Annotated in this window: 22 protein-coding genes; 10 read left to right on the forward strand and 12 right to left on the reverse strand. The window is 69.9% G+C overall.

The genetic code is table 11. The features are described 5' to 3' along the window. Window positions 1-95 precede the first annotated feature (95 nt). Together purH and HNP51_RS03030 are read left to right on the forward strand one after the other, a co-directional pair. Window positions 96-1,700 (forward strand): bifunctional phosphoribosylaminoimidazolecarboxamide formyltransferase/IMP cyclohydrolase, encoded by a 1,605-nt coding sequence (gene purH / locus HNP51_RS03025; RefSeq protein ID WP_184266918.1) that lies wholly within the window; start codon window positions 96-98, stop codon window positions 1,698-1,700. Window positions 1,701-1,848: 148 nt separating this feature from the next. Next, a complete protein-coding gene (locus HNP51_RS03030; RefSeq protein ID WP_184266920.1) occupies window positions 1,849-2,598 on the forward strand; it encodes a dienelactone hydrolase family protein in 750 nt (249 codons plus the stop codon). Here HNP51_RS03030 and HNP51_RS03035 read toward each other — a convergent pair. From HNP51_RS03035 to HNP51_RS03075, 9 genes are all read right to left on the reverse strand, one after another. Further along, the gene (locus HNP51_RS03035) at window positions 2,595-3,059 is read right to left on the reverse strand and encodes an OsmC family protein (RefSeq protein ID WP_184266922.1); all 465 of its coding nucleotides are present in this window, start codon (window positions 3,057-3,059) and stop codon (window positions 2,595-2,597) included. The genes HNP51_RS03030 and HNP51_RS03035 overlap by 4 nt on opposite strands. Window positions 3,060-3,072: 13 nt before the next feature. Then, window positions 3,073-3,762, reverse strand: coding sequence for a GNAT family N-acetyltransferase (locus tag HNP51_RS03040; RefSeq protein WP_184266924.1), 690 nt, complete (start codon window positions 3,760-3,762; stop codon window positions 3,073-3,075). 5 nt (window positions 3,763-3,767) lie between these two features. Further along, window positions 3,768-4,826 carry a tryptophan--tRNA ligase gene (gene trpS / locus HNP51_RS03045; protein WP_184266926.1) on the reverse strand — a complete coding sequence of 353 codons (1,059 nt, stop codon included), beginning with the start codon at window positions 4,824-4,826 and terminating at the stop codon, window positions 3,768-3,770. 158 nt (window positions 4,827-4,984) lie between these two features. Next, window positions 4,985-6,691: a murein biosynthesis integral membrane protein MurJ gene (gene murJ / locus HNP51_RS03050; RefSeq protein ID WP_184266928.1), complete on the reverse strand. Its 1,707-nt coding sequence runs from the start codon at window positions 6,689-6,691 to the stop codon at window positions 4,985-4,987. 31 nt (window positions 6,692-6,722) lie between these two features. After that, window positions 6,723-9,413 carry a [protein-PII] uridylyltransferase gene (gene glnD / locus HNP51_RS03055; protein ID WP_311769892.1) on the reverse strand — a complete coding sequence of 897 codons (2,691 nt, stop codon included), beginning with the start codon at window positions 9,411-9,413 and terminating at the stop codon, window positions 6,723-6,725. A gap of 65 nt (window positions 9,414-9,478) precedes the next feature. After that, entirely contained in the window at window positions 9,479-12,187 is a 2,709-nt protein-coding gene (mutS, locus tag HNP51_RS03060) for a DNA mismatch repair protein MutS (RefSeq protein ID WP_184266932.1), read from the reverse strand. A gap of 93 nt (window positions 12,188-12,280) precedes the next feature. Then, window positions 12,281-13,180, reverse strand: coding sequence for an aldo/keto reductase (locus HNP51_RS03065; RefSeq protein WP_184266934.1), 900 nt, complete (start codon window positions 13,178-13,180; stop codon window positions 12,281-12,283). A 70-nt stretch (window positions 13,181-13,250) separates the two neighbouring features. Continuing rightward, window positions 13,251-13,883, reverse strand: coding sequence for a maleylacetoacetate isomerase (gene maiA, locus HNP51_RS03070; protein WP_184266936.1), 633 nt, complete (start codon window positions 13,881-13,883; stop codon window positions 13,251-13,253). Next, window positions 13,880-14,536 (reverse strand): fumarylacetoacetate hydrolase family protein, encoded by a 657-nt coding sequence (locus tag HNP51_RS03075; RefSeq protein WP_184266938.1) that lies wholly within the window; start codon window positions 14,534-14,536, stop codon window positions 13,880-13,882. The genes maiA and HNP51_RS03075 overlap by 4 nt, the downstream gene beginning before the upstream one ends. Before the next feature lie 158 nt (window positions 14,537-14,694). Between HNP51_RS03075 and HNP51_RS03080 the strand changes: the two genes are divergently transcribed. The 3 genes from HNP51_RS03080 to HNP51_RS03090 all read left to right on the forward strand — a co-directional run bounded on the left by HNP51_RS03080 (window position 14,695) and on the right by HNP51_RS03090 (window position 15,715). Continuing rightward, complete coding sequence (locus HNP51_RS03080; protein ID WP_184266940.1) at window positions 14,695-15,039, forward strand: glycine zipper domain-containing protein; 345 nt, start codon at window positions 14,695-14,697, stop codon at window positions 15,037-15,039. Between the two features lie 68 nt (window positions 15,040-15,107). Continuing rightward, window positions 15,108-15,431 carry a hypothetical protein gene (locus HNP51_RS03085; protein ID WP_260398320.1) on the forward strand — a complete coding sequence of 108 codons (324 nt, stop codon included), beginning with the start codon at window positions 15,108-15,110 and terminating at the stop codon, window positions 15,429-15,431. Window positions 15,432-15,538: 107 nt separating this feature from the next. Further along, window positions 15,539-15,715, forward strand: a complete 177-nt coding sequence (locus HNP51_RS03090; RefSeq protein WP_105562042.1) for a DUF1328 domain-containing protein — start codon at window positions 15,539-15,541, stop codon at window positions 15,713-15,715. A gap of 66 nt (window positions 15,716-15,781) precedes the next feature. Here the strand turns inward: HNP51_RS03090 and HNP51_RS03095 are convergent, their stop codons facing one another. Next, complete coding sequence (locus HNP51_RS03095; protein WP_184266944.1) at window positions 15,782-16,648, reverse strand: metallophosphoesterase; 867 nt, start codon at window positions 16,646-16,648, stop codon at window positions 15,782-15,784. Beyond that, complete coding sequence (locus HNP51_RS03100) at window positions 16,648-17,580, reverse strand: diacylglycerol kinase family protein (RefSeq protein ID WP_184266946.1); 933 nt, start codon at window positions 17,578-17,580, stop codon at window positions 16,648-16,650. The genes HNP51_RS03095 and HNP51_RS03100 overlap by 1 nt, the downstream gene beginning before the upstream one ends. Window positions 17,581-17,734: 154 nt before the next feature. Here HNP51_RS03100 and HNP51_RS03105 point away from each other — a divergent pair, with 154 nt between their 5' ends. The 3 genes from HNP51_RS03105 to HNP51_RS03115 all read left to right on the forward strand — a co-directional run bounded on the left by HNP51_RS03105 (window position 17,735) and on the right by HNP51_RS03115 (window position 20,979). Further along, the gene (locus tag HNP51_RS03105) at window positions 17,735-18,085 is read left to right on the forward strand and encodes a YMGG-like glycine zipper-containing protein (protein ID WP_114817114.1); all 351 of its coding nucleotides are present in this window, start codon (window positions 17,735-17,737) and stop codon (window positions 18,083-18,085) included. A gap of 122 nt (window positions 18,086-18,207) precedes the next feature. Beyond that, on the forward strand, window positions 18,208-18,666 hold the full coding sequence (locus HNP51_RS03110; protein WP_311769893.1) for an OmpA family protein: 459 nt from the start codon (window positions 18,208-18,210) through the stop codon (window positions 18,664-18,666). Between the two features lie 117 nt (window positions 18,667-18,783). After that, complete coding sequence (locus tag HNP51_RS03115; RefSeq protein WP_184266950.1) at window positions 18,784-20,979, forward strand: protein-disulfide reductase DsbD; 2,196 nt, start codon at window positions 18,784-18,786, stop codon at window positions 20,977-20,979. 130 nt (window positions 20,980-21,109) lie between these two features. Here HNP51_RS03115 and HNP51_RS03120 read toward each other — a convergent pair whose 3' ends face one another. Then, window positions 21,110-21,586, reverse strand: a complete 477-nt coding sequence (locus HNP51_RS03120; protein ID WP_184266952.1) for a hypothetical protein — start codon at window positions 21,584-21,586, stop codon at window positions 21,110-21,112. A 153-nt stretch (window positions 21,587-21,739) separates the two neighbouring features. Between HNP51_RS03120 and pgi the strand changes: the two genes are divergently transcribed. Both pgi and HNP51_RS03130 read left to right on the forward strand, forming a co-directional pair. Further along, window positions 21,740-23,344 carry a glucose-6-phosphate isomerase gene (pgi, locus tag HNP51_RS03125; RefSeq protein ID WP_184266954.1) on the forward strand — a complete coding sequence of 535 codons (1,605 nt, stop codon included), beginning with the start codon at window positions 21,740-21,742 and terminating at the stop codon, window positions 23,342-23,344. A gap of 57 nt (window positions 23,345-23,401) precedes the next feature. Beyond that, a complete protein-coding gene (locus HNP51_RS03130) occupies window positions 23,402-23,800 on the forward strand; it encodes a DNA breaking-rejoining protein (protein ID WP_184266956.1) in 399 nt (132 codons plus the stop codon). Window positions 23,801-23,813: the final 13 nt, after the last annotated feature.

Raw genomic sequence — 23,813 nt, forward strand, 5'->3', positions numbered from 1 at the left:
ATTGGATGCTGCGGACGCCCGAGGGCTGACGCCGCGCCCCGTTGATGCTAGAGCGCCCGCCATCTCCCCGCCCCAGCTGTTAACGGACGCCGCCCATGCCCGCCGCTCCCGACTTTCCGCCCGCCCCGGACGCGATCAAGCCTGTCCGCGCCCTGATTTCATTGTCGGACAAGGCGGGGCTGGAGGATGTCGCGCGCACCCTGGCCGGCCTCGGCGTCGAGCTGGTCTCGACCGGCGGCACCAAGGCGGCGATCGCGGGCTATGGCCTGCCGGTCAAGGACGTGGCCGATCTGACCGGCTTCCCGGAAATGATGGACGGCCGGGTCAAGACCCTGCACCCCGTCGTCCACGGCGGCCTGCTGGGCGTGCGCAACGCTCCGGCCCACGCCGCCGCCATGACCGAGCACGAGATCGGCGCCATCGATATCGTCTGGATCGACCTCTACCCCTTCGAGAAGACGGTCGAGGACGGCGGCGGCTTTGAAGCGGCCATCGAGAACATCGACATCGGCGGCCCGGCCATGATCCGTTCGGGCTCCAAGAACCACGGCCACGTCGCCGTCGCCGTGGACTCGATCAGCATCGGCCTGATCATCGAGGCCCTGAAGGCCGACGGCGCGACGACGCTGGCTCTGCGCAAGCAACTGGCCGCCCGCGCCTTCGCCCGCACCGCCGCCTATGACGCCGCCGTCTCGTCCTGGTTCGCCGGCCAGTTGAACGACGCCGCCCCGGCCCGCAAGTCGATCGCCGGCTCGCTGGCGCAAACCCTGCGCTACGGCGAGAACCCGCACCAGACCGGCGCCTTCTACCGCACCGGCGAGAAACGTCCCGGCGTGGCCTATGCCGAACAGGTCCAGGGCAAGGAGCTGGGCTACAACAACATCGCCGACGCCGACGCCGCCTATGAGCTGGTGGCCGAGTTCGAGAGCCCGGCCTGCGTCATCGTCAAGCACGCCAACCCCTGCGGCGTGGCCGTCGGCGCCACCCTGTCGGAAGCCTACGCCCGCGCGCTGGAATGCGATGCGGTGTCGGCCTTCGGCGGCGTCATCGCCGTCAACCGCCCGCTGAACGGCGAGGACGCCCGCGCCATCACCGGCATCTTCACCGAGGTCGTCATCGCCCCCGGCGCCGATGAAGAGGCCAAGGAAGTCTTCGCCGCCAAGAAGAACCTGCGCCTGCTGATCACCGACGGCCTGCCCGACCCGCACGGCGCGGGCGAGGTCTTCCGTTCGGTCGCCGGCGGCTTCCTGGTCCAGTCGCGCGACCGCTCGCTCATCAAGCCGTCCGACCTGAAGATCGTCACCCGTCGCCAGCCGACGCCGACCGAGATCCAGGACATGCTGTTCGCCTTCACCGTGGCCAAGCACGTCAAGTCCAACGCCATCGTCTATGCCAAGGACGGCCAGACGGCGGGCATCGGCGCCGGCCAGATGAACCGCCGCGACAGCGCCCGCATCGCCGCCATCCGCGCCAAGGAAGCGGGCGAGGCCAAGGGTCTGGCCCATTCGCTGGCGCAAGGGTCCGCCTGCGCGTCCGAAGCCTTCTTCCCCTTCGCCGACGGCCTGCTGGAAGCCATCGCGGCCGGCGCCACGGCGGTGATCCAGCCCGGCGGCTCCATGCGGGACGCCGAGGTCATCGCCGCGGCCGACGAGAACAACATCGCCATGGCCTTCACCGGCGTTCGCGTGTTCCGGCATTAAGCTGGAAGGGCGCTAACGCGAGCCGCGCGGCGGCTCGCTGCTTGAGCGCAGACACGCGCGCCGGTCTGGCGAGGAAGAAAAGCAGAAGCGTCGCGGTCGAGAGATCGCGGCGCTTTTTCTTTGCAAGCCGCGCGGTATGCTGCCGCTCATGGATACGCTCGACGCCCGCTGGGCCATGCTGGAACCGCACACGACCGTGGTCGGGCCCGACGACGACCGGCCGCGCCCGGCGGTGCTGCTGTTCCACGGCTGCGGCGGTCTGCGGGACCACCTGCCGCGCTATGCCGAGGCGGCCAAGGCGGCGGGCTGGCGCGCCTTCATCGTCGATTCCTACGGCCCGCGCGGCTGGAACCGGGCCTTCACCCTGACCACGGTCTGCACAGGCCTGGTGCTGCGCGGCTATGAGCGGGCGGGCGATCTGCTGGCCGCCATCCATGGCATTTCAAGACGGCCCGACGTCGATCCGACCATGCTGTCGCTGGCGGGCTGGAGCCACGGCGGCTGGTCGATCATGGAGATGATGAGCGAGGACCCGCTGCCGGGTCGTCTCGGCCTGGCCAATCCCGGCGATTGCGACCTGTCGGGGGTCAAGGCGGTGTGGCTAGCCTATCCCTATATCGGCGCCTGGGCCTTCAACCGGATGAAACCGTGGAGGCACTGCCCGCGCGTCCTGGCCATGACCGCCAGGCGCGACCATCTGACCACGGTGACCAACGCCGAGCGGGTCAACGCCATGATCCGCGACTGCGGCTCCGAGGTCGAAAGCTGGATCGCCGAGGGCACCCACGCCTTCGATGAGCCGACCAGCAACGGCCCCATGCGCCATCACCCAGAGCTGACGCTGGAAGCCCTGCGCCGCTTCACCGCCTTCCTCAGAGACGTGGCCCCGGAGGCCTAGCCCAGACGGGCCGTGACCGTGATCTCGGAGCGCACCGAATGGGCCATGTCGCAGTGCTCGTGCGCGGCGTGGTGCAGGGCGTCCAGCTCGGCCTGATCCGGCTGGCGGCCTGTGAAGGTCGTCACCGGCTTCAGGGCGACCCGGGCCAGATAGCGCTTGCCCGCCTCGTTCTTGTCCAGCTCGCCCGAGGCCTCGTCCAGATAGCGGTCGACCGTCAGACCGGCGTTGGCGGCGAAGGCCAGGAACCACAGCATGTGACAGCTGGACAGAGAGGCGACCATGGCCTCCTCAGGGTCCACGCCCGCCGGGTCCGACATCGGCACGGGCACGCCCGAGGGGGCCGACGATCCCGGCACCACCGCCCCGCCGTCGAAGCGCCAGACGTGGGCGCGGCTGTATCGCTTGTCGACGAAGGCCTGGTCGCCCCGCGTCCATTCCACTGTTGCGCCGTGACCGCTCATGCCGCTCTCCCGTTCAGGTTTCCGCCGAGCCTAACATCCTCATCGCCATTTCGCTGCGCACCTCGAAACCCAGGGCGCGATAGAGGGCGATAGCCCCGGCGTTGTCGGCGTAGGAATGCAGGAAGGCCGTCTCTCCACGCGCCAGAATCTGTTCGATCACCGTCCGCATCAGGGCCCCGGCATAGCCGCGCCCGCGCGCGTCGGGGTGGGCGCAGACGCCCGAGACCTCGGTGAAGCCGTCGGGCTTCATCCGCTCGCCGGCCATGGCCAGCAGCCGCCCGTCCTGCTTGACGCCGAAGAAGCCGCCCAGCTGATGCGTCCGGTCGAAGAAGGGACCGGGTTCGGTCAGGGTCGCGAGCGCCAGCATGGCCGGGGCGTCCGCCTCGGTCAGGGGCTCGATGATGATGTCCCGCGCCTTGGCGGGCGCCAGTTCGACCAGCACCATCTGCGTCAGCGTCGCCGCCTTGACCACGCGCAAGCCCGGTGGAACCGGAACGGGCTGCCCTTCGACGGTGCAGATCACGCCTTCGGGCCGTTCCAGCAAGGCCATGGCCGCCAGGCTGGCCGGCGACTGATCCTCACTGGCGGCGAAGACGCCATAGCCGGGGGCGAACCGCAGCGCTCCGTCGGCCCCGACCGCCAGAGACGCCTGACGCTCGGACGTAAGGGCGCTCCAGATCGGGCGGTCGAGCGGATGGCTCATGGGCCTCAGCCCTGCCAGAAGCCGACGATCTTCTTGACCTCGTCCACCACCGGCTGGGCGACCTCGCGGGCGCGCTCGGCGCCGACGGCCAGGGCGCGGTCGATCTCGGCCGGATCGGCCATCAGGCGGCGCATCTCGGCGGTGACCGGCGCCATCGACGTGACGGCCAGCTCGGCCAGCTTCGGCTTGAAGGACCCAAAGCCCTGACCGCCGAACTCGGCCAGAACGGCCTCGCGCGTCGTGTCCGACAGGGCCGCATAGATGGCCACCAGGTTCTTGGCCTCGGGGCGCCCGTCCAGACCCTCGACCGTGTCGGGCAGGACATCCATGTCCGACTTGGCCTTCTTGATCTTGGCGGCGATGGTGTCGGCGTCGTCGGTCAGGTTGATGCGCGACAGGTCCGACGGATCGGACTTGGACATCTTGGCCGAACCGTCGCGCAGGCTCATCACCCGCGTGCCCGGTCCCTGGATCAGCGGCTCCGGTTGGGGGAAGAAGCCGGGCGCGCCGAAGTCGTTGTTGAACTTGGCGGCGATGTCGCGGGTCAGTTCCAGATGCTGCTTCTGGTCCTCGCCGACCGGCACCTCGGTCGCCTTGTAGAGCAGGATGTCCGCCGCCTGCAGCACCGGATAGGTGTAGAGGCCGACGCTGGAGCGCTCCTTGTGCTTGCCCGACTTTTCCTTGAACTGGGTCATCCGGTCCAGCCAGCCGAGGCGGGCGACGCAGTTGAAGATCCAGGCCAGCTCGGCATGGGCGGGCACCGCCGACTGCGGGAAAATGGTCGCCTTGGCCGGGTCCAGGCCCGCCGCCAGATAGGCCGCCGCGATCTCGCGCGTCTGGGCCGTCAGCTTCTCGGGGTCCTGCCAGACGGTGATGGCGTGCATGTCGGCGACGAAGACGAACAGGGGCGCGCCCGTGTCCTGAAGTTCTGTGAAGCGCTTCAAGGCGCCCAGATAGTTGCCCAGGTGCAGGGCGCCGGAGGCCTGGATGCCGGACAGGATGCGGCGCGGGCCGGCATAGGCGGGCGCAGCCGGAGCGACGGGGGCCGGGGTCTGGTCAGTCATGGGATTTTCTCGGGAAGCGTAAAGGCTGGAATTCGGCGCACGCGCAGGCGTGCGGCGGCAGGCGGTGAACAGTCAGCCGCGCCATCGCCGGGCGACGAAAGGGTGTCCCGAATAAGCCATGCCCTCGCGCTTATCGCCTCGGGGCGCGAAGGGCAAGCTTACCGCCCCTTGCGGATCAGCCCCTTGATCTCGGCCACGGTGATCGCCCGCGTGGCGAAGGCCAGGACGACATAGGTCAGCCCCCCCGCCGCCACGACGGCCAGCAGGGTCAGCTCCTTGGCGCCGTGATCCGAGCCTAGCGCGGCCAGCAGGGCCTCTATCGGGGCCTGAAGCATAGGGCGGGCCCAGGAGGCGAGGCCGACCACCAGACCCAGGCCGATGCTGGCCAGAAGGATGCGCGCCAGCCGCGAGGCCGCCGCCGGGCTGGGCCGATAATGGCCGCGCCGCCACAGGGTCGCGCCGAGCAAGAGGGCGTTGGTCCAGGCCGCCGCACTGACCGCCGCCGCGATTCCGGCTATGCCCATGCCCAGGTTGAACAGGGCGATGGCGAGCGCCGCGTTGACCGCCACCGAGACCAGGGCGAAGACCATGGGGCGACGCGTGTCGCCGCGCGCAAAGAAGGCCGGGGCCAGGATGCGGATCAGGACGAAGGCCGGCACGCCCCAGCCGAACTGGAACAGGGCCTGGGCGGTGTTGACGGCGTCGATCTGAAGAAACGCGCCGCGGGTGAACAGGGCGTCGATCAGGAAATAGGGCATGGCCAGCAGGGCCGCCGCCGCCGGCAGGGTCAGGGCCATGGACAGGGCTAGGGCCTCGTCCATCGAGGCCTGCTGCTGGCTGTGGTCCTTTGACGCCACCGCCGCCGACAGCTTGGGCAGCAGGGCGATGCCGATGGCCACCCCGACCAGGCCGAGCGGCAGCTGATACAGCCGGTCCGCCGTGGCCAGCCAGGTCCGCCCGCCGGCGACGAAGCTGGACAGGTTGCCAGAGATGAAGACGTTGATCTGGGTCGCGCTATTGCCGATGGCGGCGGGCACGGCGGTGATGATGATGGCCTTCACCGCCGGGGTCAGCCTGGGCAGGGTCAGGCGGATATTGGCGCCCGCCTTCCTCGCCGCCCACCAGCACAGACCCGCCTGGGCCACGCCGGCGACCAGCACAGCCCACGAGGCGGCGTAGGCAGCCTCGATCTGATCCCCCTTCACCGGCCAGACGGCGGCCAGCATGATCAGGTTCAGCAGGATGGGATAGGCGCCCGAGACGATGAAACGCCCGCGCGCGTTCAGCACGCCGCTCAGCAAGGCCGCGACGGCCATGCAGGGCAGGTAGGGCATGGTTATCTGGGTCAGGATCACCGCCAGCTTGAAGCGCGCCGGATCGTCGAGGAAGCCGATGTTGATGACGGTCATCAGCCACGGCATGGTCAGCTGGGCAAGGATGGTCAGAACCACGGTGACGGCGGCCACGGCGGCCAGGGCGTCGGTGGCCACCTGGTCGGCCACGGCCTGCCCTTCCGTCTTCAACGTCTTGGCGTAGGCGGGCACGAAGGCGGCGGCGAAGGCCCCTTCGGCGAAGATGCGGCGGAACAGGTTGGGGAAGTTCAGGGCCGTGTTGTAGGCGTCCGCCGCCGGCCCCGCCGAGGCGCCCAGCGCCGCCGAGATCACCACGTCGCGCGCAAAGCCCGCCAGACGGCTGAGCAGGGTCATGGCGCTGAAGATGGCCGAGGAGCGCATGACGCCGCCCGTTTTGGGCGCGTCGCCGTCCAGCGTCGTCGAGGCGGCGGGCGGCTGAACAATCGGCTCCACCGTGGCGTTGGCGGCCGAAACCGGGGCTGCCGGTTCGATGGGGTCGGTCTTGTCGTTCACAGCTGGTCTCTATGCTCGCCCGACCATCGCCTTAGCGCGCCCGCGATCCGCTGGATACGGGCTTGCGTCCGATCTCGCCTTCCAGATCGGAGACGTCGCGCACGCTGGCCCGCACCGGCGTGATGCGCCGGCCCGCCGGGCCTTGCGGCGCCCGGTCCAGAACCTCCAGAAGCCCGGCCTTCAGCTCTTCCAGACGCGCTGCGTCGCTCGGCTTCGTCCCGTCGGCGTCGGTGATGTAGAAGCCGTCCACCGCCCGCTCGCCGAAGCTGGCGATGTGGGCCGAGCGGGTCGAATAGCCGTGGGCCGAGATGGTCCGCGCCAGATCGGCCAGAAGGCCGGGCCGGTCGGCGCCCGAGACCTCGACCACCACGGCGCTGGTCCCGGCCTCGACGTCGATGCGCACCACCGGGCGGACCTCGAACACCGCCCGGCGCGCGCTAACCCGAGGCGTCTCGACCGCCGAGGCGCGCGCCCCCTTCTGCGCCGCCCGCTCCAGCGCCTTGACCAAGATGGCCAGCCGGCGCGGCTCGCGCTGGCCATAGGCCTCGCCCGCCCCGTCCTGAATCTCGAACACGTCCAGCGCCGTGCCGTCCGCAGCGGTGGCCAGGCGCGCCCCGACCACGTCGGCCCCCGCCTTGGCTAAAGTCGCAGCCAGGTCGGCGAACAGGCCCGGCCGGTCCAGCGCCGCCACGGCCACCCGCGCGGTGGATTCCAGCGGCCCTTCGGCAGGCAGAGCCTCGACCGCCGCCCCTTCGCGCCGCGCCCGCTCGACCAGGGCCGGGTGATCCACCAGCGGGTCCTCGCGCGTCACCGCGTCGCCCCGGAACAGGGCCTCGGTCGCCTCGAACAGGGCGCGCATCAGCTGGCCCTTCCAGCCGTTCCAAACCCCCGGCCCCACGGCGCGAATGTCGGCCACGGTCAGGACCATCAGCATGCGCAGACGTTCCGGGTCGCCCACGGCTTCCGCAAAGGCCCGCACGGTCGAGGGGTCGGAGACGTCGCGCTTTTGCGCATAGTCGCTCATCAACAGGTGATGGCGCACCAGCCAGACCACCAGCTCGATCCGGCGCGGATCGACGCCCAGCCGCTCGCAGGCCCGGCGCGCGGCGATGGCCCCGTCCTCCAGCTGCCCCCGGTCGCCGCCCTTGCCCACGTCGTGCAGCAGCATGGCCAGCATCAGCACCTCGATGTCGGCGATGCGGGGGATGATGGCGGTCGAGGCCGGGTGTTCGGTCTCCAGTTTGCCGCGGGCGATGTCGTTGATGACGCCCACGGCCTGCAGGGTGTGCTCGTCCACCGTATAGGCATGATACATGTTGAACTGGGTCTGGCCGACGATCCGCCCCCATTCGGGCAGGAACCGGCCCAGGAGACCGGTCTCGTTCATGATCGACAGGACGCGATAGGGCCGCTGCCCATGGGCCAGCACCGTCAGGAAGGCCTCGGCTGCGCGTGGGTCGCGTCGCAACGCCGGCGTCACCAGCGACAGGGCGCGGATCACCGCGGCGAAAGCGTCCGGGTGCAGGTCCAGATCCAGCCGGTCGGCCTCGACGAACAGCAGCAGCAGCCGCACCGGATCATGGGCGAAGACCGAGCCGCCGCTCACCGTCAGACGCCCGCCCTCGACGGCCAGTCCGTCGAACGCCAACTTTGCGCGTCTGCGGGGGATCAGGCGCGACAGGCCGCGCGCCAGGCCTTGCGCCTTCTTCTGCTGGCGCGCCTCCAGCTGGGCCGAGACGGCGCGGGTCAGGGCGCCGACCTCGCGCGCCACCTGGAAATAGCGGCGCATGAAGCGCTCGACCGCCAGTTCGTCGCCGCGCCCGCGCCAGCCCATGCGCCGGGCGATCTCGGGCTGGTAGTCGAAGGTCAGCTTCTCCTCGGCCCGGCCCGCCGCCAGATGCAGATGGATGCGTACGCTCCACAAGAAGCCGATGGCCTCACGGAAGCTGCGCAGCTCGCGCGCGCTCAACAGGCCCTCCAGCGCCGCCTGTCCGCGCTCGCTGTCCGGCGCCAGCGAGCGGGCGATCCAGAACAGGGTGTTCAGGTCTCGAAGCCCGCCCTTGGCGTCCTTGATATTGGGCTCGACGCGGTAGCGCACCGCGCCGGTCTTCTGCAGCCGAACGTCGCGCTCCTCCATCTTGGCGGCGATGAAGGGCCGGGGATCGGCCCGAGCGACCTCGGCGCGGAACCGCCGCAGCAGGTTGGCGCCGAGGGCTGCGTCGCCAGCCAGGACCCGCGCCTCCAGCAGGGTGGTGCGCACCGTCATGTCGCTGCGGGCCAGGTCCAGGGTCTCGCCAACTGAGCGCGAGGCCGAGCCGACTTTCAGACCCAGATCCCACAGGACGTAGTGGACGAACTCGATCACCGCCTCGGCGCGGGCGCTGGCGCTCTGGCCCGGCCGCAGGAACAACAGGTCGAGATCGGAAAAGGGCGCCAGAACGCCGCGCCCGTACCCACCGACGGCCAGCAGCGACAGGCGGTCCTGCGGCGCCGGATACAGGGTCTCGGTCGCCACCCGCCACAGGCTGGTCAGCATCGCGTCGGCGGCGGCGGCGTAGAGACGCGCCGCCTCGGCCCCGTCGATGCCGCCCTCCAGTCGCCGGGCCACGCGAGCGCGCTCGATGGCGAAGCTTTCGCGCAGAACCTCGGTGACGGCGGCGCGCGCATCGGGCGCCGCGGCGGCTTCGACGAGACGCGGGTCAAGAGGGGAAGAAGAGGTCACGTCGACCGTCATACCACGCCCCTCCCTTTCCGCTCATCCCGGCGTCCGCCGGGATGAGCGGATTTTCAAGCCTTCGCCAATCCCTTCAGCCGATAGAGCGCCTCCAGCGCCTCGCGCGGGGTCAGTTCATCCGGGTCGATGGCTGCGACCGCGTCATCGAGCGCCGAGGACATCGGCGCCGGCGCCGGCTCGGCCACGGCGGCGAACAGGGGCAGGTCGTCCAGACGCGCCGCCGCCGCCTTTTCGCTCTCCAACCGCTCCAGCACCTCGCGGGCGCGGCCCACGACGGCGCTCGGCACCCCCGCCAGCTTGGCCACCTGCACCCCATATGAGCGGTCCGCCGCGCCCGGCGCCGCCTCGTGCAGGAAGACCAGGTCGCCGTTCCATTCGCGCGCCTTCATCGACAGGTTGCAGACGTAGTCCAGCCGCTCCTCCAGCCGCGCCAGCTCGTGATAGTGGGTGGCGAACAGGGTGCGCGCGCGATTGGTCTCGTGCAGGGCTTCGGCGGTGGCCCAGGCGATGGCCAGACCGTCATAGGTGGCCGTGCCGCGCCCGATCTCGTCCAGAACGACAAAGCTGTGCGGCGTGGCCTGGGTCAGGATGGCGGCGGTCTCGACCATCTCCATCATGAAGGTGGAGCGGCCGCGCGCCAGGTCGTCGCCGGCGCCGACGCGACTGAACAGCCGGTCCACCACGCCCAGCCGCATGGCGCGCGCCGGGACAAAGGCCCCGGCCTGGGCCAGCACCACCAGCAGGGCGTTCTGACGCAGGAAGGTCGACTTACCGGCCATGTTCGGACCCGTCACGATCGACAGGCGCGACGCGCCCTGACCGTCCCCGGCCAGTCGGCAGTTGTTGGGGGTATAGGGATCGCCCTGGGCCGTCACCGCCGCCTCGACCACCGGGTGACGCCCGGCCTCGACATCGAAGCAGAGACTGTCATCGACCACGGGGCGGACGGCGCCGACATCCTCGGCCCATTCGGCCAGAGCGGCGTGGGCGTCCAGTTCGGCCAGGGCCTCGGCCACGCCCTGCAACGGCCCGGCCAGCCGCGCGACCTCGCGCCGCCAGGTCTCGAAGGTCTCGCCCTCCATGGCCAGGGCGCGATGCCCGGCCTGGCTGATCCTGGCGTCCAGCTCCGACAGCTCGACCGTGGTGAAACGGACCTGATTGGCCAGGGTTTGGCGGTGGATGAAGGGGCTGTCCGGCCCGGCGCGCAGCAGGTTTTCCGCCGCCTTGGCCGAGGCCTCAAGGAAGTAGCCAAGCACCGCGTTGTGGCGCACCTTGAAGGCCACGCCGCTCTCGGCCACGGCGCGGGCTTCCAGGTCGGCGACCACGCGGCGGCTATCGTCGCGCAGGGTGCGGGCGGCGTCCAGTTCGGGGCGGTGGCCGGGGTTCACGAAGCCGCCGTCGCGCGCCAGATGCGGCGGCTCCTCGATCAGGCCGTCGCCCAGATCAGCCAGCAGATGCGACAGCTCCCCGTCCAAAGTCAGCCGATCGAGGCAGGCCAGAACCCGCGCGGGCGGCCCGGCCAGAGGATCGCGCGCCGAGGCGGCGAACAGGCTCGCCAGAGCCTGCGCCGTCGTCAGACCCGAACGGATGGCCGCCAGGTCGCGCGGTCCGCCGCGCCCCAGCGCCAGCCGCGAGGTGGCGCGCGCCACGTCCGCCGAGGACCGCAGCCCGTCCCTCAGGTCGCGGCGCAGATCGCGCCGCTCCAGCAGCCATTCCACCGCATCCAGCCCGGCGTTGATCGCCGCCGGATCGCGCAGGGGTCGCGAGATGCGTTCCGCCAGCGCCCGCGCCCCGCCCGAGGTGACGCTGCGGTCGATGCAGTGCAGCAGGGAGCCGTCGCGCTCGCCGCGCTGGGTGCGGTCGATCTCCAGGCTCAACCGGGTGGCGGGATCGATGGCCAGAAACCCGCTCTCGCCCGAGCGGCGCGGCGGGGCCAGGGCGGGGATCTTGCCGGCCTGGGTCGTCTCCAGATAGGCGGCGATCAGGCCCAGCGCCGAGACCTCGGCCTCCTCGAAGGCGCCGAACCCGTCCAGCGCCGACACCCCATAGAGGCGCTGCACCCGGTCGCGGGCGCCGACCGGCTCGGCCAGAGCCTGCGGCATGGCCTGAACCACGCCGCCGGAACCGTCCAGCGCGCCTTTCAGCGCCTCATCCGAGAACAAACGGTCGGGCACCAGCACTTCCGACGGGCGGAAGGCCGCCAGGGCCGCGCCCAGATCGCTGAGGTCGCAGGCTACCGAGTCCACCGCCCCGGCCGACAGCTCGACCACGGCCACGGCGGCGCGTCCCTTGCGGATCGCCACGGCGGCCAACCGGTTGGCGCCGCGCGCGTCCAGCAGCGTATCCTCGGTCAGGGTGCCGGGCGTCACCACCCGCACCACGCCGCGATGCACCACCGCCTTGGAGCCGCGCTTCTTGGCCTCGGCCGGGGCTTCCAGCTGCTCGCAGATGGCGACCTTGAAGCCCATGCGGATCAGCCGCGCCAGATAGCCGTCCAGAGCGTGGACCGGCACCCCAGCCATGGGGATGTCCTCGCCCTGATGCTTGCCGCGCTTGGTCAGGGTGATGCCGAGGGCCGCCGCCGCCTTCACCGCGTCGTCGAAGAACAGCTCGTAGAAGTCGCCCATGCGGAAGAAGAGGATGGCGTCCGGCTGATCGGCCTTGGCCGCCAGGAATTGCGCCATGACCGGGGTCGTGCCCGAATCCGCCTTGGCGTCGGGCTTCAGATCAGCTTGCGGGGGATGGGCGATGGGCGCGTTCATTGTCCGTCAGGGTGACGGATCGGGGCGCCCGCCTCAAGCGGGATCGGCGGCGATTATGCACAGGCGGGCGCGCAAGACCGCCGCGCCTGTGGATCAGGCGGCGTTGCTGACGTGCAGGCGCAGACGCGAGGCGACGGCGGCGGGGGCTTCGTCCAGGGCCAGGGCGTCCCAGTCGATGTCGGGCTTGGCCGCGTGCGAGGCGGCGACGATGGCGCGCAGTTCGGCGGCCGAGGCCACGCTGGCGATCACCGAGGCCACGCCGGGCAGGTTCAGGGCATAGGCCAGGGCCGCCTGCATAGGATCGACCCGGGCCTCGGCCAGACGCCGGCGCGTGCGCGACAGGGCCATGCCGTGGGCCGCTAGTTCGGGCGGCAGGCTCTCGCGGTTGGCGAACAGCAGACCCTGGGCGAAGACCGAGGCCAGATGCACCTCGACGCCTTGCGCGGCCAGGGTGTCGATGACGCCGCTGCGCGCGGCGCGTTGGTCCAGAATATTGCAGGCGACCTGCACCACGTCGGGCTGGAAGCGGCGGGCGATCAGGGCCGGACCGTCCTCGACGGTGGCGACGAAGCCGATCTTGCGGAAGATCCCCCGCTCCTTCAGCGCCTGCAACCGGCCCCACAGGGCGCGGCCCTCGGCTCCGGCCAGATCGGCGGCGTTCTGCACCAGGACGGCGTCGCCGCGCGGCAGGCCCATGCGTTCCAGCGAGCGGCGGGCGCGGGCCTCGACCCGGTCCAGACCGTCGGCCAGAGGCACGGTGCGCACGGTGACGCGGAAAGGCGAAGGGAAGGGCCAGGCCTGACCCAGCAGACGCTCGACGTCGCCCTCGGGCCGGGTCGCGACCAGACCGACGCCCGCGTCGCCCGCCGTCTGCAGCAGATGGCGCATGGCGTCCTCCCGCTGGCCGGGGGGCAGCGGGCGCGACCGTTCGGGCTCAGTCACCACAGCGATGGCGAGCCGGTCGGCCGGAGAGGGCGGAAGGGCGAATCTCACGACGCCGATATTCAGCGCCAAAGCTTAAGGGAGATTGACCGAAATCAATGCCGTTGGTGAACGAAGAGGCTTAATCCGCGTCCGGCTGATTGTCCGGGTGCGCGGCAATGAAGGCCGGATGGGCTTCCGCCCGCATCTCGATCTCCAGCAGACGCGGAAAAGGCGTCAAATCCACGTTGAAACGCCGCGCCGAATAAATCTGCGGAATCAGGTAGCAGTCCGCGAAGGTCGGGGCGCCGCCGAAGCACCACCCTTCGCCGTGACGCACCACCAGAGCCTCCAGCGCCGCAAAGCCATCCGTGATCCAGCGCCCGGCCCAGGCGTCCACCCCCGCCTGATCGGCGCCGAGATCGCGCACCGCCTTCAGCACCCGCAGATTGTTCAGGGGATGGATGTCGCAGCCGATCAGGGCGGCCATGGCGCGCACCACGGCGCGGTCAGCGGCGTTGGCCGGCAGCAGGGCCGGGGCCGGATGGGCCTCTTCCAGCCATTCCAGAATGGCCGGACTCTGGGTCATCACCAGGCCGTCGCCGGTCTCCAGCGCCGGGACCAAGCCCTGCGGGTTCAGCGCCAGATAGGCGTCGGACTTCTGCGCCCCCGTCCGAAGATCGACCGGCGCCGTCTGATAGTCCAGCCCCTTGAGGTTGAGCGCAATGCGGATGCGATAGCTGGTGCCCGAGCGCCAGTAGCCGTGCAGGATCATGCTTTTACCGTAAAACTGAGCGGGGCCAGGCCGTCGATGCGCGCCTCGACACGGTCCCCGGCGACCAGAGGTCCGACGCCCTCGGGCGTGCCGGTGAAGATCAGGTCGCCGGGTTGCAGGATCCACAGCGCGTTTGCCTGGGCCAGAATTCCCGCCGGGTCCCAGATCATGTCCGACAGCCGCCCCGACTGGCGTGTCTCGCCATTGACCGTCAGCGTGATCGCCGCGTCCGCATCGGGCAGGTCGCCCAGCGTCAGGGCGCCGCACGGCGCCGACTGGTCAAAGGCCTTGCCCGCCTCCCACGGCCGTCCCTTGGCCTTGGCTTCCGCTTGCAGATCGCGCCGCGTCAGATCGACGCCGACCGCCCAGCCGGCGATGGCGCCGCCCTCGCCCATGGCGACGACCAGTTCCACCTCGTGATGCAGGTTGGCCGTCGCCGGCGGATAGACCGGATCGGCCCCGTCCACGACCAGGGCGTCGGCCGGCTTGGCGAAGAAGAAGGGCGCGGGCTTGGCCGGATCGGCGCCCATCTCACGGGCATGGGCGGCGTAGTTCTGGCCGACGCACAGGACGCGGCGCACCGGGAAACGACGCGCGTCGCCGACGATGGGCAGGGACGGCGTGGGCGCGGGTGGGAACAGCCATTGGGTCATGGCGTTCCTTGTATGACGACCTCTCCAGCGACGCCAGAAGGCGGTCGCGCTACGGCCTTGGTCTGCGGCTTTGCAGGAACCTTGATCGTCGGTGTGGCGTTCGAGGCGGGGGTTCTCTATTTAATCGTCAAGCTTACAAATCCAGCGGAGCGCGCATCATGGCCACTACCAAGGCTCGGGAAGACATCAAGAACGACCTGAAGACCCTCAAGGAGGATCTGAAGGTCGGCGCGCGCGAGGAAACGCAGCGCCTCAAGGAAAAGGCCGCCGAGGCCGAAGCTCGTCTGCGCGAGCAGGGCGAGGAGCTGCGGGAAAAAGCGCGCGGCTATTACGACGACGCCCGCGTGCGCGGTCGCGAGTACTATGACGACGCCGCCGAGCGCTTCGAAGAAGCCCAGCGCTATGTCGTCGAACGCGTCCAGGAACGCCCGGTGCAGTCCACCGCCATCGCCCTCGGCGTCGGCGTCGTGCTGGGCCTGCTGCTCGCCGGTCGTCGCCGCTGATGCTGGGGCGGGGGCTGATCAATCGCGCGGTCGCGACCTTAGTCGCGGCCGGGGCGGGCTTCGTGGCCATGGTCGCCCTCGGGGCCACGGTCTATTATCTGCTGGCGCTGGCCGTTCCGCCCCTGGCGGCGGCGGCCATAACTGCGGCCATCTTTGCGGCAGTCGCTCTGATCGTCGCCCTCCTCTTCGTACGCCGCGCCCACGGCGAGGAGGAGGAAGAGGAATATGAGCCCGAAGGCTTGGGCATGCGGGCCTTCCACCTGTTCCAGCAACGTCCCATTCTCGGCGCGGCGGCGGCTCTGGCCGGGGGCTTCATCTTCCTGCGCAACCCGGCCCTGGCCACCATGGTCGCGGCCGCCTTTACTGAAAAGAGCCGTCCGCGCCGTCGATAAAAAGAACGGAACGGCCAAGCCTTCGGGGCGTTGTTAAGTCAGGCGGAACGATCGACGGGAGGGGTCGATGGTTTTGCTCCTTTCAACAACGCTTCGGAGGGTCGTCCATGCTTCGCTGGGCCATCATTTTCTTTATTGTCGCCTTGGTCGCTGCTGTCCTCGGCTTCGGCGGTATCTCGGGCATGTCCTTCGAGATCGCCAAATTCATCGCCATCATCGCCGTGATCCTGTTCGTCGTCTCGCTGGTTGTCGGCGGCATGAGGGGACGCGGTCCGCGAATCTGACGCCGCCCTCAGGCGCTGTCAGCAAGAAGGCCCCGGCGATCCGCCGGGGCCTTCTTCGTTTGCCGTTCAGATGTCGGCGGCTTCCATTTCGCCCGGGGTGACGGGATCCGGCGCCGTCTCGACCCGGCGCGTGTCCTGGCGTCGTGGCAGGCGCCAGGTCTGATGATCCTCGAAGCGATGGCCGGTCCAGACCACCGCCGTGACCACGATCTCGCGGGCGTCCCATTCGATGCGGTTGAAGCTGGGCGGCGCTCCGCGCTCCCGATGCGACAGGGTCCCGCAGCCGATGGCGTAGGAACAGCGATCCGACAGGTCGATGCCCCCCAATTCCACAGGGAGGGCGAACGGCACATGGACGTGACCGGTCGTGATCAGGTCCACCCCCGCCTCGGCGAAGATCAGCGCCGCCTTGTCGCCGCGCTTGACCTCGCCGGTCATCGGCGCGCCGATCATTTCGATCAGCGGATGGTGGCAGGCCAGAATCCTCAGCGCCCCGATCGGCGCGTTGCGCAGCGCCTCGGCCGCGCGGCGCGTCTGCCCCAGATCGATGACGCCCTTGGACCAGTTGGGCCGCGCCTGCCATCCCCGCGCCGTCGTCACGCCACGCACCATCAGATGTTCACTCTGGAACTCATGGTCATGCGCCGGGTGCCCGGTGGCCCGCTCAAACGCCCGCCAGGGCCAGAACAACCGCGCCATCACATCCCAGTAGGGCACGTCGTGATTGCCGACGGTGACGAAGACCGGCTGGGGCATGGCCCTTATCCAGGCGCCCGCCGCCGCGAACTCCTTAGGAAAACCTTGCTGGGTGATGTCGCCGGTGATCAGCACCAGATCGTGCGGCGTCGCGTGGGCGTAGTCGAGCGCGGCGGCGACGGCGTGAACATGCTCGCATCCGAAATGCACGTCCGAGAACTGGAGCACCCGCCCCATCAGATGCTGCCCTCGGCGGCAGGGGGCAGGGGCGCCAGGGCCATGAAGGCCCGCGGCAGGAAGACCACGGTGGCGTTTCGCCCCAACAGCATGGGCTCCCCGTCGATCACCGCCGGGATCTTCGACCGGGCCGAAACCGTGATCCGGCGCGCCGGCTGGGTCATGACATTGGGATCGTGACGCCAGTCGTCGAACACGGCGCGAGCCGCCAGGGCGAAGGCCTGGGCGGCGTCCGAGGGCGTCATGGCCGCCGCCTCAAGCCCCACGGGTTCGTCCATGACCTTGGAGATCATCGGACTGATCAGCACCAGGGCCTCGGCCCGACGCCTGTCGCCGCCGTCCAGGCTGAAGCGGATATGGCCGCTGAAGGCCCGCTTCAGCGCTCGCCGGCCATAGAGCCATGCCAGCTTCAGTTTGCCGGTCCGCATCGCCTCGCGGGCCGGCGCCCACAGGGCCGGCGCCCCCAGAATAGCCGCACAATAGAAGGCCTCACCCTCGACCTCGCCTCCCGACACGACCTGCGGCGCACCGTCTTCCAGCGCCAGACGCAGGGTCAGTTTCCAGTCGGCGGTGCCATAGAGGGCCTTGGGCAACATATTCATGGTCCCGCCAGGCAGGGGGGCGATCAGCGGCCCCTTGGCGCCGGCGCGCGCGGCGACGGACCGCGCCGTGCCGTCACCGGCCAGAACGAAGAGGACGTCGGGCTTGGCCGCCAGGGCCTCACCGATCTGGTCCGCGATCCTGGGCCCCTCCAGCGTCGTCACCGTCGCTTCGAAATCATAGACCGACAGGATGGCCTCGGCCTCGGCCGCCGCCTGGGGACCGACCCCTCCCGAGAGCGGATTGACCAGAATCGTCACCCGTTTCATCGACACATGGGGTGTAAGACGGGGCGCGACAGGAGGGTCGATAGGCGCAGGGGCGTCGGTCATGGGCGGCGAACGCCTCGTTTCACAGCCCGGTTCCGCTGAACCCGAACTCTTCGAACAAAATAATGCAAAGCTTGGTTCTTGGCCTCGGAACCGTCGCCTTTGCCCTGCGTTCTGTGGACTTCAGGGGAGCCCCCTCGGGATGAAGGACAGATCCATGAACAAGGCGATTATCGCCATCGCCGGCGCCGGCCTTCTGGTCACCGCCTGCGCCAGTGACCCGTACTACGGCGGCGGCAACAACGACCAGGCCGTGCGCCAAGGCGCCATCGGCGCCGGCATCGGCGCGGTCGCCGGCGCCATCATCGGCAACAACGTCGGCGGCGGCAATGCCGCCACGGGCGCTGCCATCGGCGCTCTCGCCGGCGGCGCTGCGGGCGCCATCCGCGGCTCCAACTCGGACCGCAACAACCAGCAGCGCTATCGCGACAACCAAGGTCGTTATTACTACTGCTACGATAACCGCCAGACCGAATGCTACTGGGAGAACGGCCAGCGCCGCTACTAAGGCGACTGGCGCCCGGAGCTTTTTCGGGTCAGGTTCAGGGGGCGGTCCGTTTGCGCGGGCCGCCCTTTTTACTGCTGTAGAATTGCGCGCCCGGGGCTGGGCGCTTGTCGAGGGGCTGAATGATGAAACCGATCCTCCCTGTCGCCGTGGCTGGACTGACCATGGCCCTTGTGGCGGGCTGCACCACGCCCGGCGTGTACAAGAAGCGCAGCGATCTGGTCAGCAATCCCGCCGCCTGCGGGGCCAAGCGGTTCGAGGTCTATTTTGATCAGGATCAGGCGCGCCTGACCGCCGCCGCGCGTCAGGCCATCAGCCTGACCGCCACCCAGCTTCAAGGCTGTGACGTCACCAAGGTTCAGGTGCTCGGCCTGTCCGACGCCCGCAGCGGCACGGCGGCGGCCAACCAGACCCTGTCCGAACAGCGCGCCCGGTCGGTGGCCGAGGCCCTGGTCGGGGTCGGCCTGCCTGCTCCGGCCTTTGAGGTCGCTGGAGGCGGCGCCGACGGGGCCAAGGTCAACGGGGTCAACGATCCCCTGCGCCGCCGCACCGAAGTGCTGATCGAGGCCAGGCCGAGGACCTAAGCTTCCCACGGAGGTTGCGTCAGTCGGTCTCGCGCCGCCGCCCACGTCGGCGGTGGTTGTCGGCGCGCGCGGCGGCTAAGGTCTCGGCTCGTTCTCAACCGCCCGGTCCTCTGCCCCTTGCGTCTGCTCTCCGCCTTCCTCGTCTGGCTGACCCTCGCCGCCTCGGCTTTCGCCGCGCCGTCATCGCCGTCCGCTCTGGACGACGCCTTGAGGGCGGGCGCCGCGTCGCCGTCTGCCGGACCGCAGCGCACCGAGCGGATCGAGGCGGAACTGGTCCCGATGAGCGCCTGGGCCGCCCCCGGCTCGACCGCCATCGTCGCCGTGCGCCAGAAGATTCAGCCCGGCTGGCACACCTATTGGCGCAACCCGGGGGATTCCGGCGGCCCGACGACTTTGGACTGGACCCTGCCCGCCGGGGTCAAGGCCGGCGCTGTTGTCTGGCCCCTGCCCGAACGTCAGCGGCTGCAGAGTCTGATGAACTACGGCTATTCAGACCTCGTCTTCCTGCCGGTCCCCATCGACATCCCCGCCGACGCCCGTCTCGGTCAGATCTTGCGGCTCGAGGTCGTCGCCCACGTCTTCGTCTGCAGCGACCAGATGTGCGTGCCCGAGGATCTCGATCTGACGCTGGACCTCAAGGTTCAGGACGGCGCCGCCCCGCTGGATCCTCGCTACGGCGCCGCCATCCAGTCCGTGGTCCAATCCGCCCCGCGTCCCGCCGGGATCGAAGCCCGCGCCCAGTTTGCTGACGGCCAACTGACCCTGACCGCCACCGGCGGACCGCTTGCCAAGATCGGGACCGGCGCGGCGCCGAAATGGGCCTACTTCTTCCCCTTCGAGGGCGGCGTCATCGACCACGCCGCCGTCCAGACCGGTCAGCACGGCCCCGAGGGCCTGACCCTGTCCGTCGCCGCCGCGCGCGGCCTGATCGCCGAAGGCCTGAAGGGGCCGGTCGCCGGCGTCCTCGCCACCGACCTCGGCGCCTGGGAGATTTCGGCGACACCCGGCCCAGCCCTGGCCGGCGCGAGCGGAAACGGCGCCCTGGCCAGCGGCGAGGAAACGGCCAAGCCCGCCGTCAATCTGAGCGCCTTTGCACAAGCCGCCCTGTTCGCCCTGCTCGGCGGGCTGATCCTCAACCTCATGCCCTGCGTCTTCCCTATCCTGGCGATGAAGGCGGCGGCGCTCAGCCGCTCGGCCCATGAACCCGCCGAGGCGCGGCGCGACGGCCTGGCCTTCTTGCTGGGCGTGCTGACGACCTTCCTGATCCTGGCCGGGGCCCTGCTGGCCCTGCGCGCCGGCGGTCAGGCGCTGGGCTGGGGCTTCCAGCTGCAGTCGCCCGCCGTGATCGCGGGTCTGGCCCTGCTGATGCTGGCCGTGGCGCTGAACCTGTCGGGCGTCTTTCATATCGGCGCGGGCCTGCAAGGCGCCGGTTCTGGGCCGATGTCTCGTCTGCCCGGCGCGCTAGGCGCCTTCTTCACCGGGGTTCTGGCCGTGGTCGTGGCCGCGCCCTGCACCGCCCCCTTCATGGCCTTTGCGCTCGGCGCCGCCCTGCTGATGCCCTGGCCCATGGCCCTGGCGGTCTTCCTCATGCTGGGCCTCGGCCTGGCCCTGCCCTACGTCCTGATCAGCCTCAGTCCCGGCCTCCTGGCCCGCCTGCCGCGTCCCGGCCCGTGGATGGAAATGCTCAGGAACCTGCTGGCCTTCCCCATGTACGGCGCGGCCCTGTGGCTGGTATGGGTGTTTGCGCGTCAGACGGGCGGCGACGCCCTGGCCCTGTTGTTCGCAGCGGGTCTGATGCTGGCGCTGGGCCTGTGGCTAGCGGGGCGCCATCAGGCGGCGCAGGCCTTTGCGCAACGCGGCCTTCTGTCGGGCCTCGCCGCTCTGGTCGTCTTGATCCTGGCCCTGGGTCTGGCCATCGGCGCGGGCCGCGCGCCGCTTTCGGGTCCGGCTTCGGCTGAAGCCTCCGACCTCCTGGCCTCGCAACCCTGGTCGCCCGAGGCGGTGCAGGCGGCCTTGGCCGAGGGACGTCCCGTCCTGGTCAACTTCACCGCCGACTGGTGCGTGACCTGTAAGATCAACGAGCGCACGGCCCTGACCTCGCGCCGCACCGCCGAGGCTCTGCAGGCCCACAACGCCGTCTATCTGGTGGGCGACTGGACCCGCCGCGACGACGCCATCACCGCCGAACTGGAGCGCCACGGCCGCTCGGGCGTGCCGCTCTACCTCCTCTATACGCCCGGTCAGCCTGAGCCGCGCATCCTGCCGCAACTGCTGACCGAAGGCCTCATCATCGACGCCCTCGGCGCGAAGTAGAGCTGAGCCAGACGCGGCGTCTTGGGCGGTCCCGCCTCTCCGCTCCGCTGCGGCCGGGATGACGATAGGGGGCGGGCCTCAAGTAGCGCAAAGCGCGATAGGTCCCAGAAAGAAAAGCCTCGCCGGGCGGCTACGCCGCCGGGTGAGGCGGCGCGGTGATGACCTCGACATTGTCGTTCAGCAGATAGGCCAGCTCTTCCAGCGCCACCTTGCGTTCCGCGGCGTTGGGGGCGGCTTCGACGGCGGCGACCTTCTTGGGCATGTCTTCCGAGATGCCGCGCAGGATGCACTTCAGATCGTTGTCCGTGCCGCGTTCCTTCAGCACCAGATGGCCCTGAAGATCGCGCGCGGCCAGATCGGCCGCCTTAGCCTTGAAGCCGGTGAAGACCGTGCTGGTCAGGAAGCCGCTGGCGTCGGCCTCGCCCGAGGCGATCCAGCCGTCAACGATAGCTTTCAGCGCGCCCGAGCGTGCCACCAGATCGGCGAACAGGGGCTCGTGCGCGACCGAGACGGGGGCGTCAGCGGGGACCGGCGCCACAGCTGCGGCTTCGGCCACGGACGGATCGCTGAGCATCAGCACGGCGGCGAGAACTAGTCCGCAGGACATGGGCATCCCTTTTCACTGGCGGCCGAGGCGAGAATTTCCAGTCGGAAACCCATGTTTACCCGGTCTTTGATTGAACTCTTTTAGGCCTGAGCCATAAACAAAGGCTTGCAAACGCCGTACCAGACCAGGGGACGGCGATGGGGGGAGACGTCGATGCCGCACGCCGCCTGGACCGAACTGGAGGCCGTCGCCCGTCGCGACGCCGACGCCCGCATCCTCGACCAGTTCGCCGCCGATCCCGACCGCCTGTCGCGGATGACGCTCGACGCCGCCGGCCTGCATCTGGACCTGTCCAAGCAGAGCTGGACCCGCGCAGGGCTGAACGCCGCCCTGGCCCTGGCCCGCGCCGCCGACGTCGAGGGCCGTCGCGCCGCCCTGTTCGGCGGCGAGCCCATCAATTCCACCGAGGGCCGCGCGGTCCTGCACCCGGCCCTGCGCGCGCCCGACGGCGCCGATTTCCACGCCTTGGGCGACGCCGTCTCGGCTGAGGTGGAGGCCGTCCGTGATCAGATGCGCGACTACGCCCACGCCGTCCGGTCCAGTATCGAGACGGGGGCCACCGGTCGGCCGTTCGAGACCGTGGTCCATATCGGGATCGGCGGCTCGGACCTGGGGCCGCGCCTGATCTGGGACGCCCTGCGCCCGCTCGACCCGGCGATCGACGTGCGCTTCGTGGCCAATGTCGATCCGCGCGACATGGCCGAGGCCCTGACCGGACTCGATCCGGCCTCGACCCTGGTCGTCGTCGTCTCCAAGACCTTCACCACCCAGGAAACCCTGGCCAACGCCGAGGCGACCAAGGCCTGGCTGGCCGCCGCCCTGCCCGCTGAGGGCATGAACAGGCACCTGATCGGCGTCACCGCCGCGCCGGAGAAGGCCGCCGTCTTCGGTTGCGGCCGCACCTTCGCCTTCCGGGACTGGGTCGGCGGCCGCTATTCCCTGTGGTCGGCGGTCAGCCTGTCCTGCGTCATCGGCCTGGGCTGGGACGTCTTCCAGGGCTTCCTCGACGGCGCCGCCGCACTGGACCGGCACTTCCTCGAGGCCCCGCTGGAGGCCAACGCCCCGGTCCTGCTGGCCCTGGCCCAGATCTACAATGTCGACGGCCTGCACCGCCCGTCGCGCACCGTCGCCCCCTACGCCCACGGCCTGCGGCGTCTGCCCGCCTTCCTGCAGCAGCTGGAGATGGAATCGAACGGCAAGCGGGTGCGCCGCGACGGCGCCCCGGTCGGGCGCCAGACCTGCCCCGTCGTCTTCGGCGAGCCGGGCACCAACGGCCAGCACGCCTTCTTCCAGCAGATCCATCAGGGCCCGCAGGTGGTTCCCGCCGAGTTCGTCATCGTCGCCTCCACTCTCGACGACAAGTCGGAGAGCCCTCTGTGGTCCAACGCCTTGGCCCAAGGCCAGGCCCTGATGCAGGGCAAGACCGAGGCCCAGGCCCATGCCGAACTGATCGCCTCAGGCGCGTCGGAGGCCGAGGCCGACCGCCTGGCCCCGCACAAGACCTTCCCCGGCGACCGCCCCTCGACCGCCATCGTCATGGACCGCCTGACGCCGCAGGCCCTGGGCGCCCTGATCGCGCTTTATGAGCACAAGACCTTCGTCGAGGGGGTGATCTGGGACATCAACAGCTTCGACCAGTGGGGCGTGGAACTGGGCAAGGTCCTGGCCAAGGCGGTCCTCAAGGACGTGGCGGCGGGCGCCCCCTCCCCCGACCTCGATCCCTCGACAGCGGCCCTGCTGACCCGGCTGCTCGGCTAGAGGGGAACGGAACCCGCTGAAAAGGATTGTGGTGCGAATCGCTGCAAGGACAGACTGATGCTGAAGACCTTCGCTTCCTTCGCCATGGCGCTGGCCCTGACGTCGCCCGCCGCCGCTCAGGATCACAGCCGCACCGAGCGGGTCCAGTTCGCGCGGGGTGCGTCCTCGGCCACCCTGCACGGCAACCTGCACGGCTACGACACGGTCGACTATGTGCTGGGCGCCCGCCGCGGCCAGACGCTGAACGTTCGGCTGCAACCCACCAACGCCTCGGCCTATTTCAACGTCACCAGACAGGGCGCGGACGAGGCCCTGTTCATCGGCTCGACCTCAGGCAATCAATTCAGCGGCCAGTTGCCGGCCAACGGCGACTACGTCGTGCGGGTCTATCTGATGCGCAACGCCGCCCGTCGCGACGAGCACGCCAACTACACCCTGACCATCGGCGTCCGCTGAGCCCAACGCGAAA

This window comes from Brevundimonas bullata (assembly GCF_014207965.1).
In the GTDB taxonomy this organism is placed as follows: Bacteria; Pseudomonadota; Alphaproteobacteria; order Caulobacterales; family Caulobacteraceae; genus Brevundimonas; species Brevundimonas bullata_A.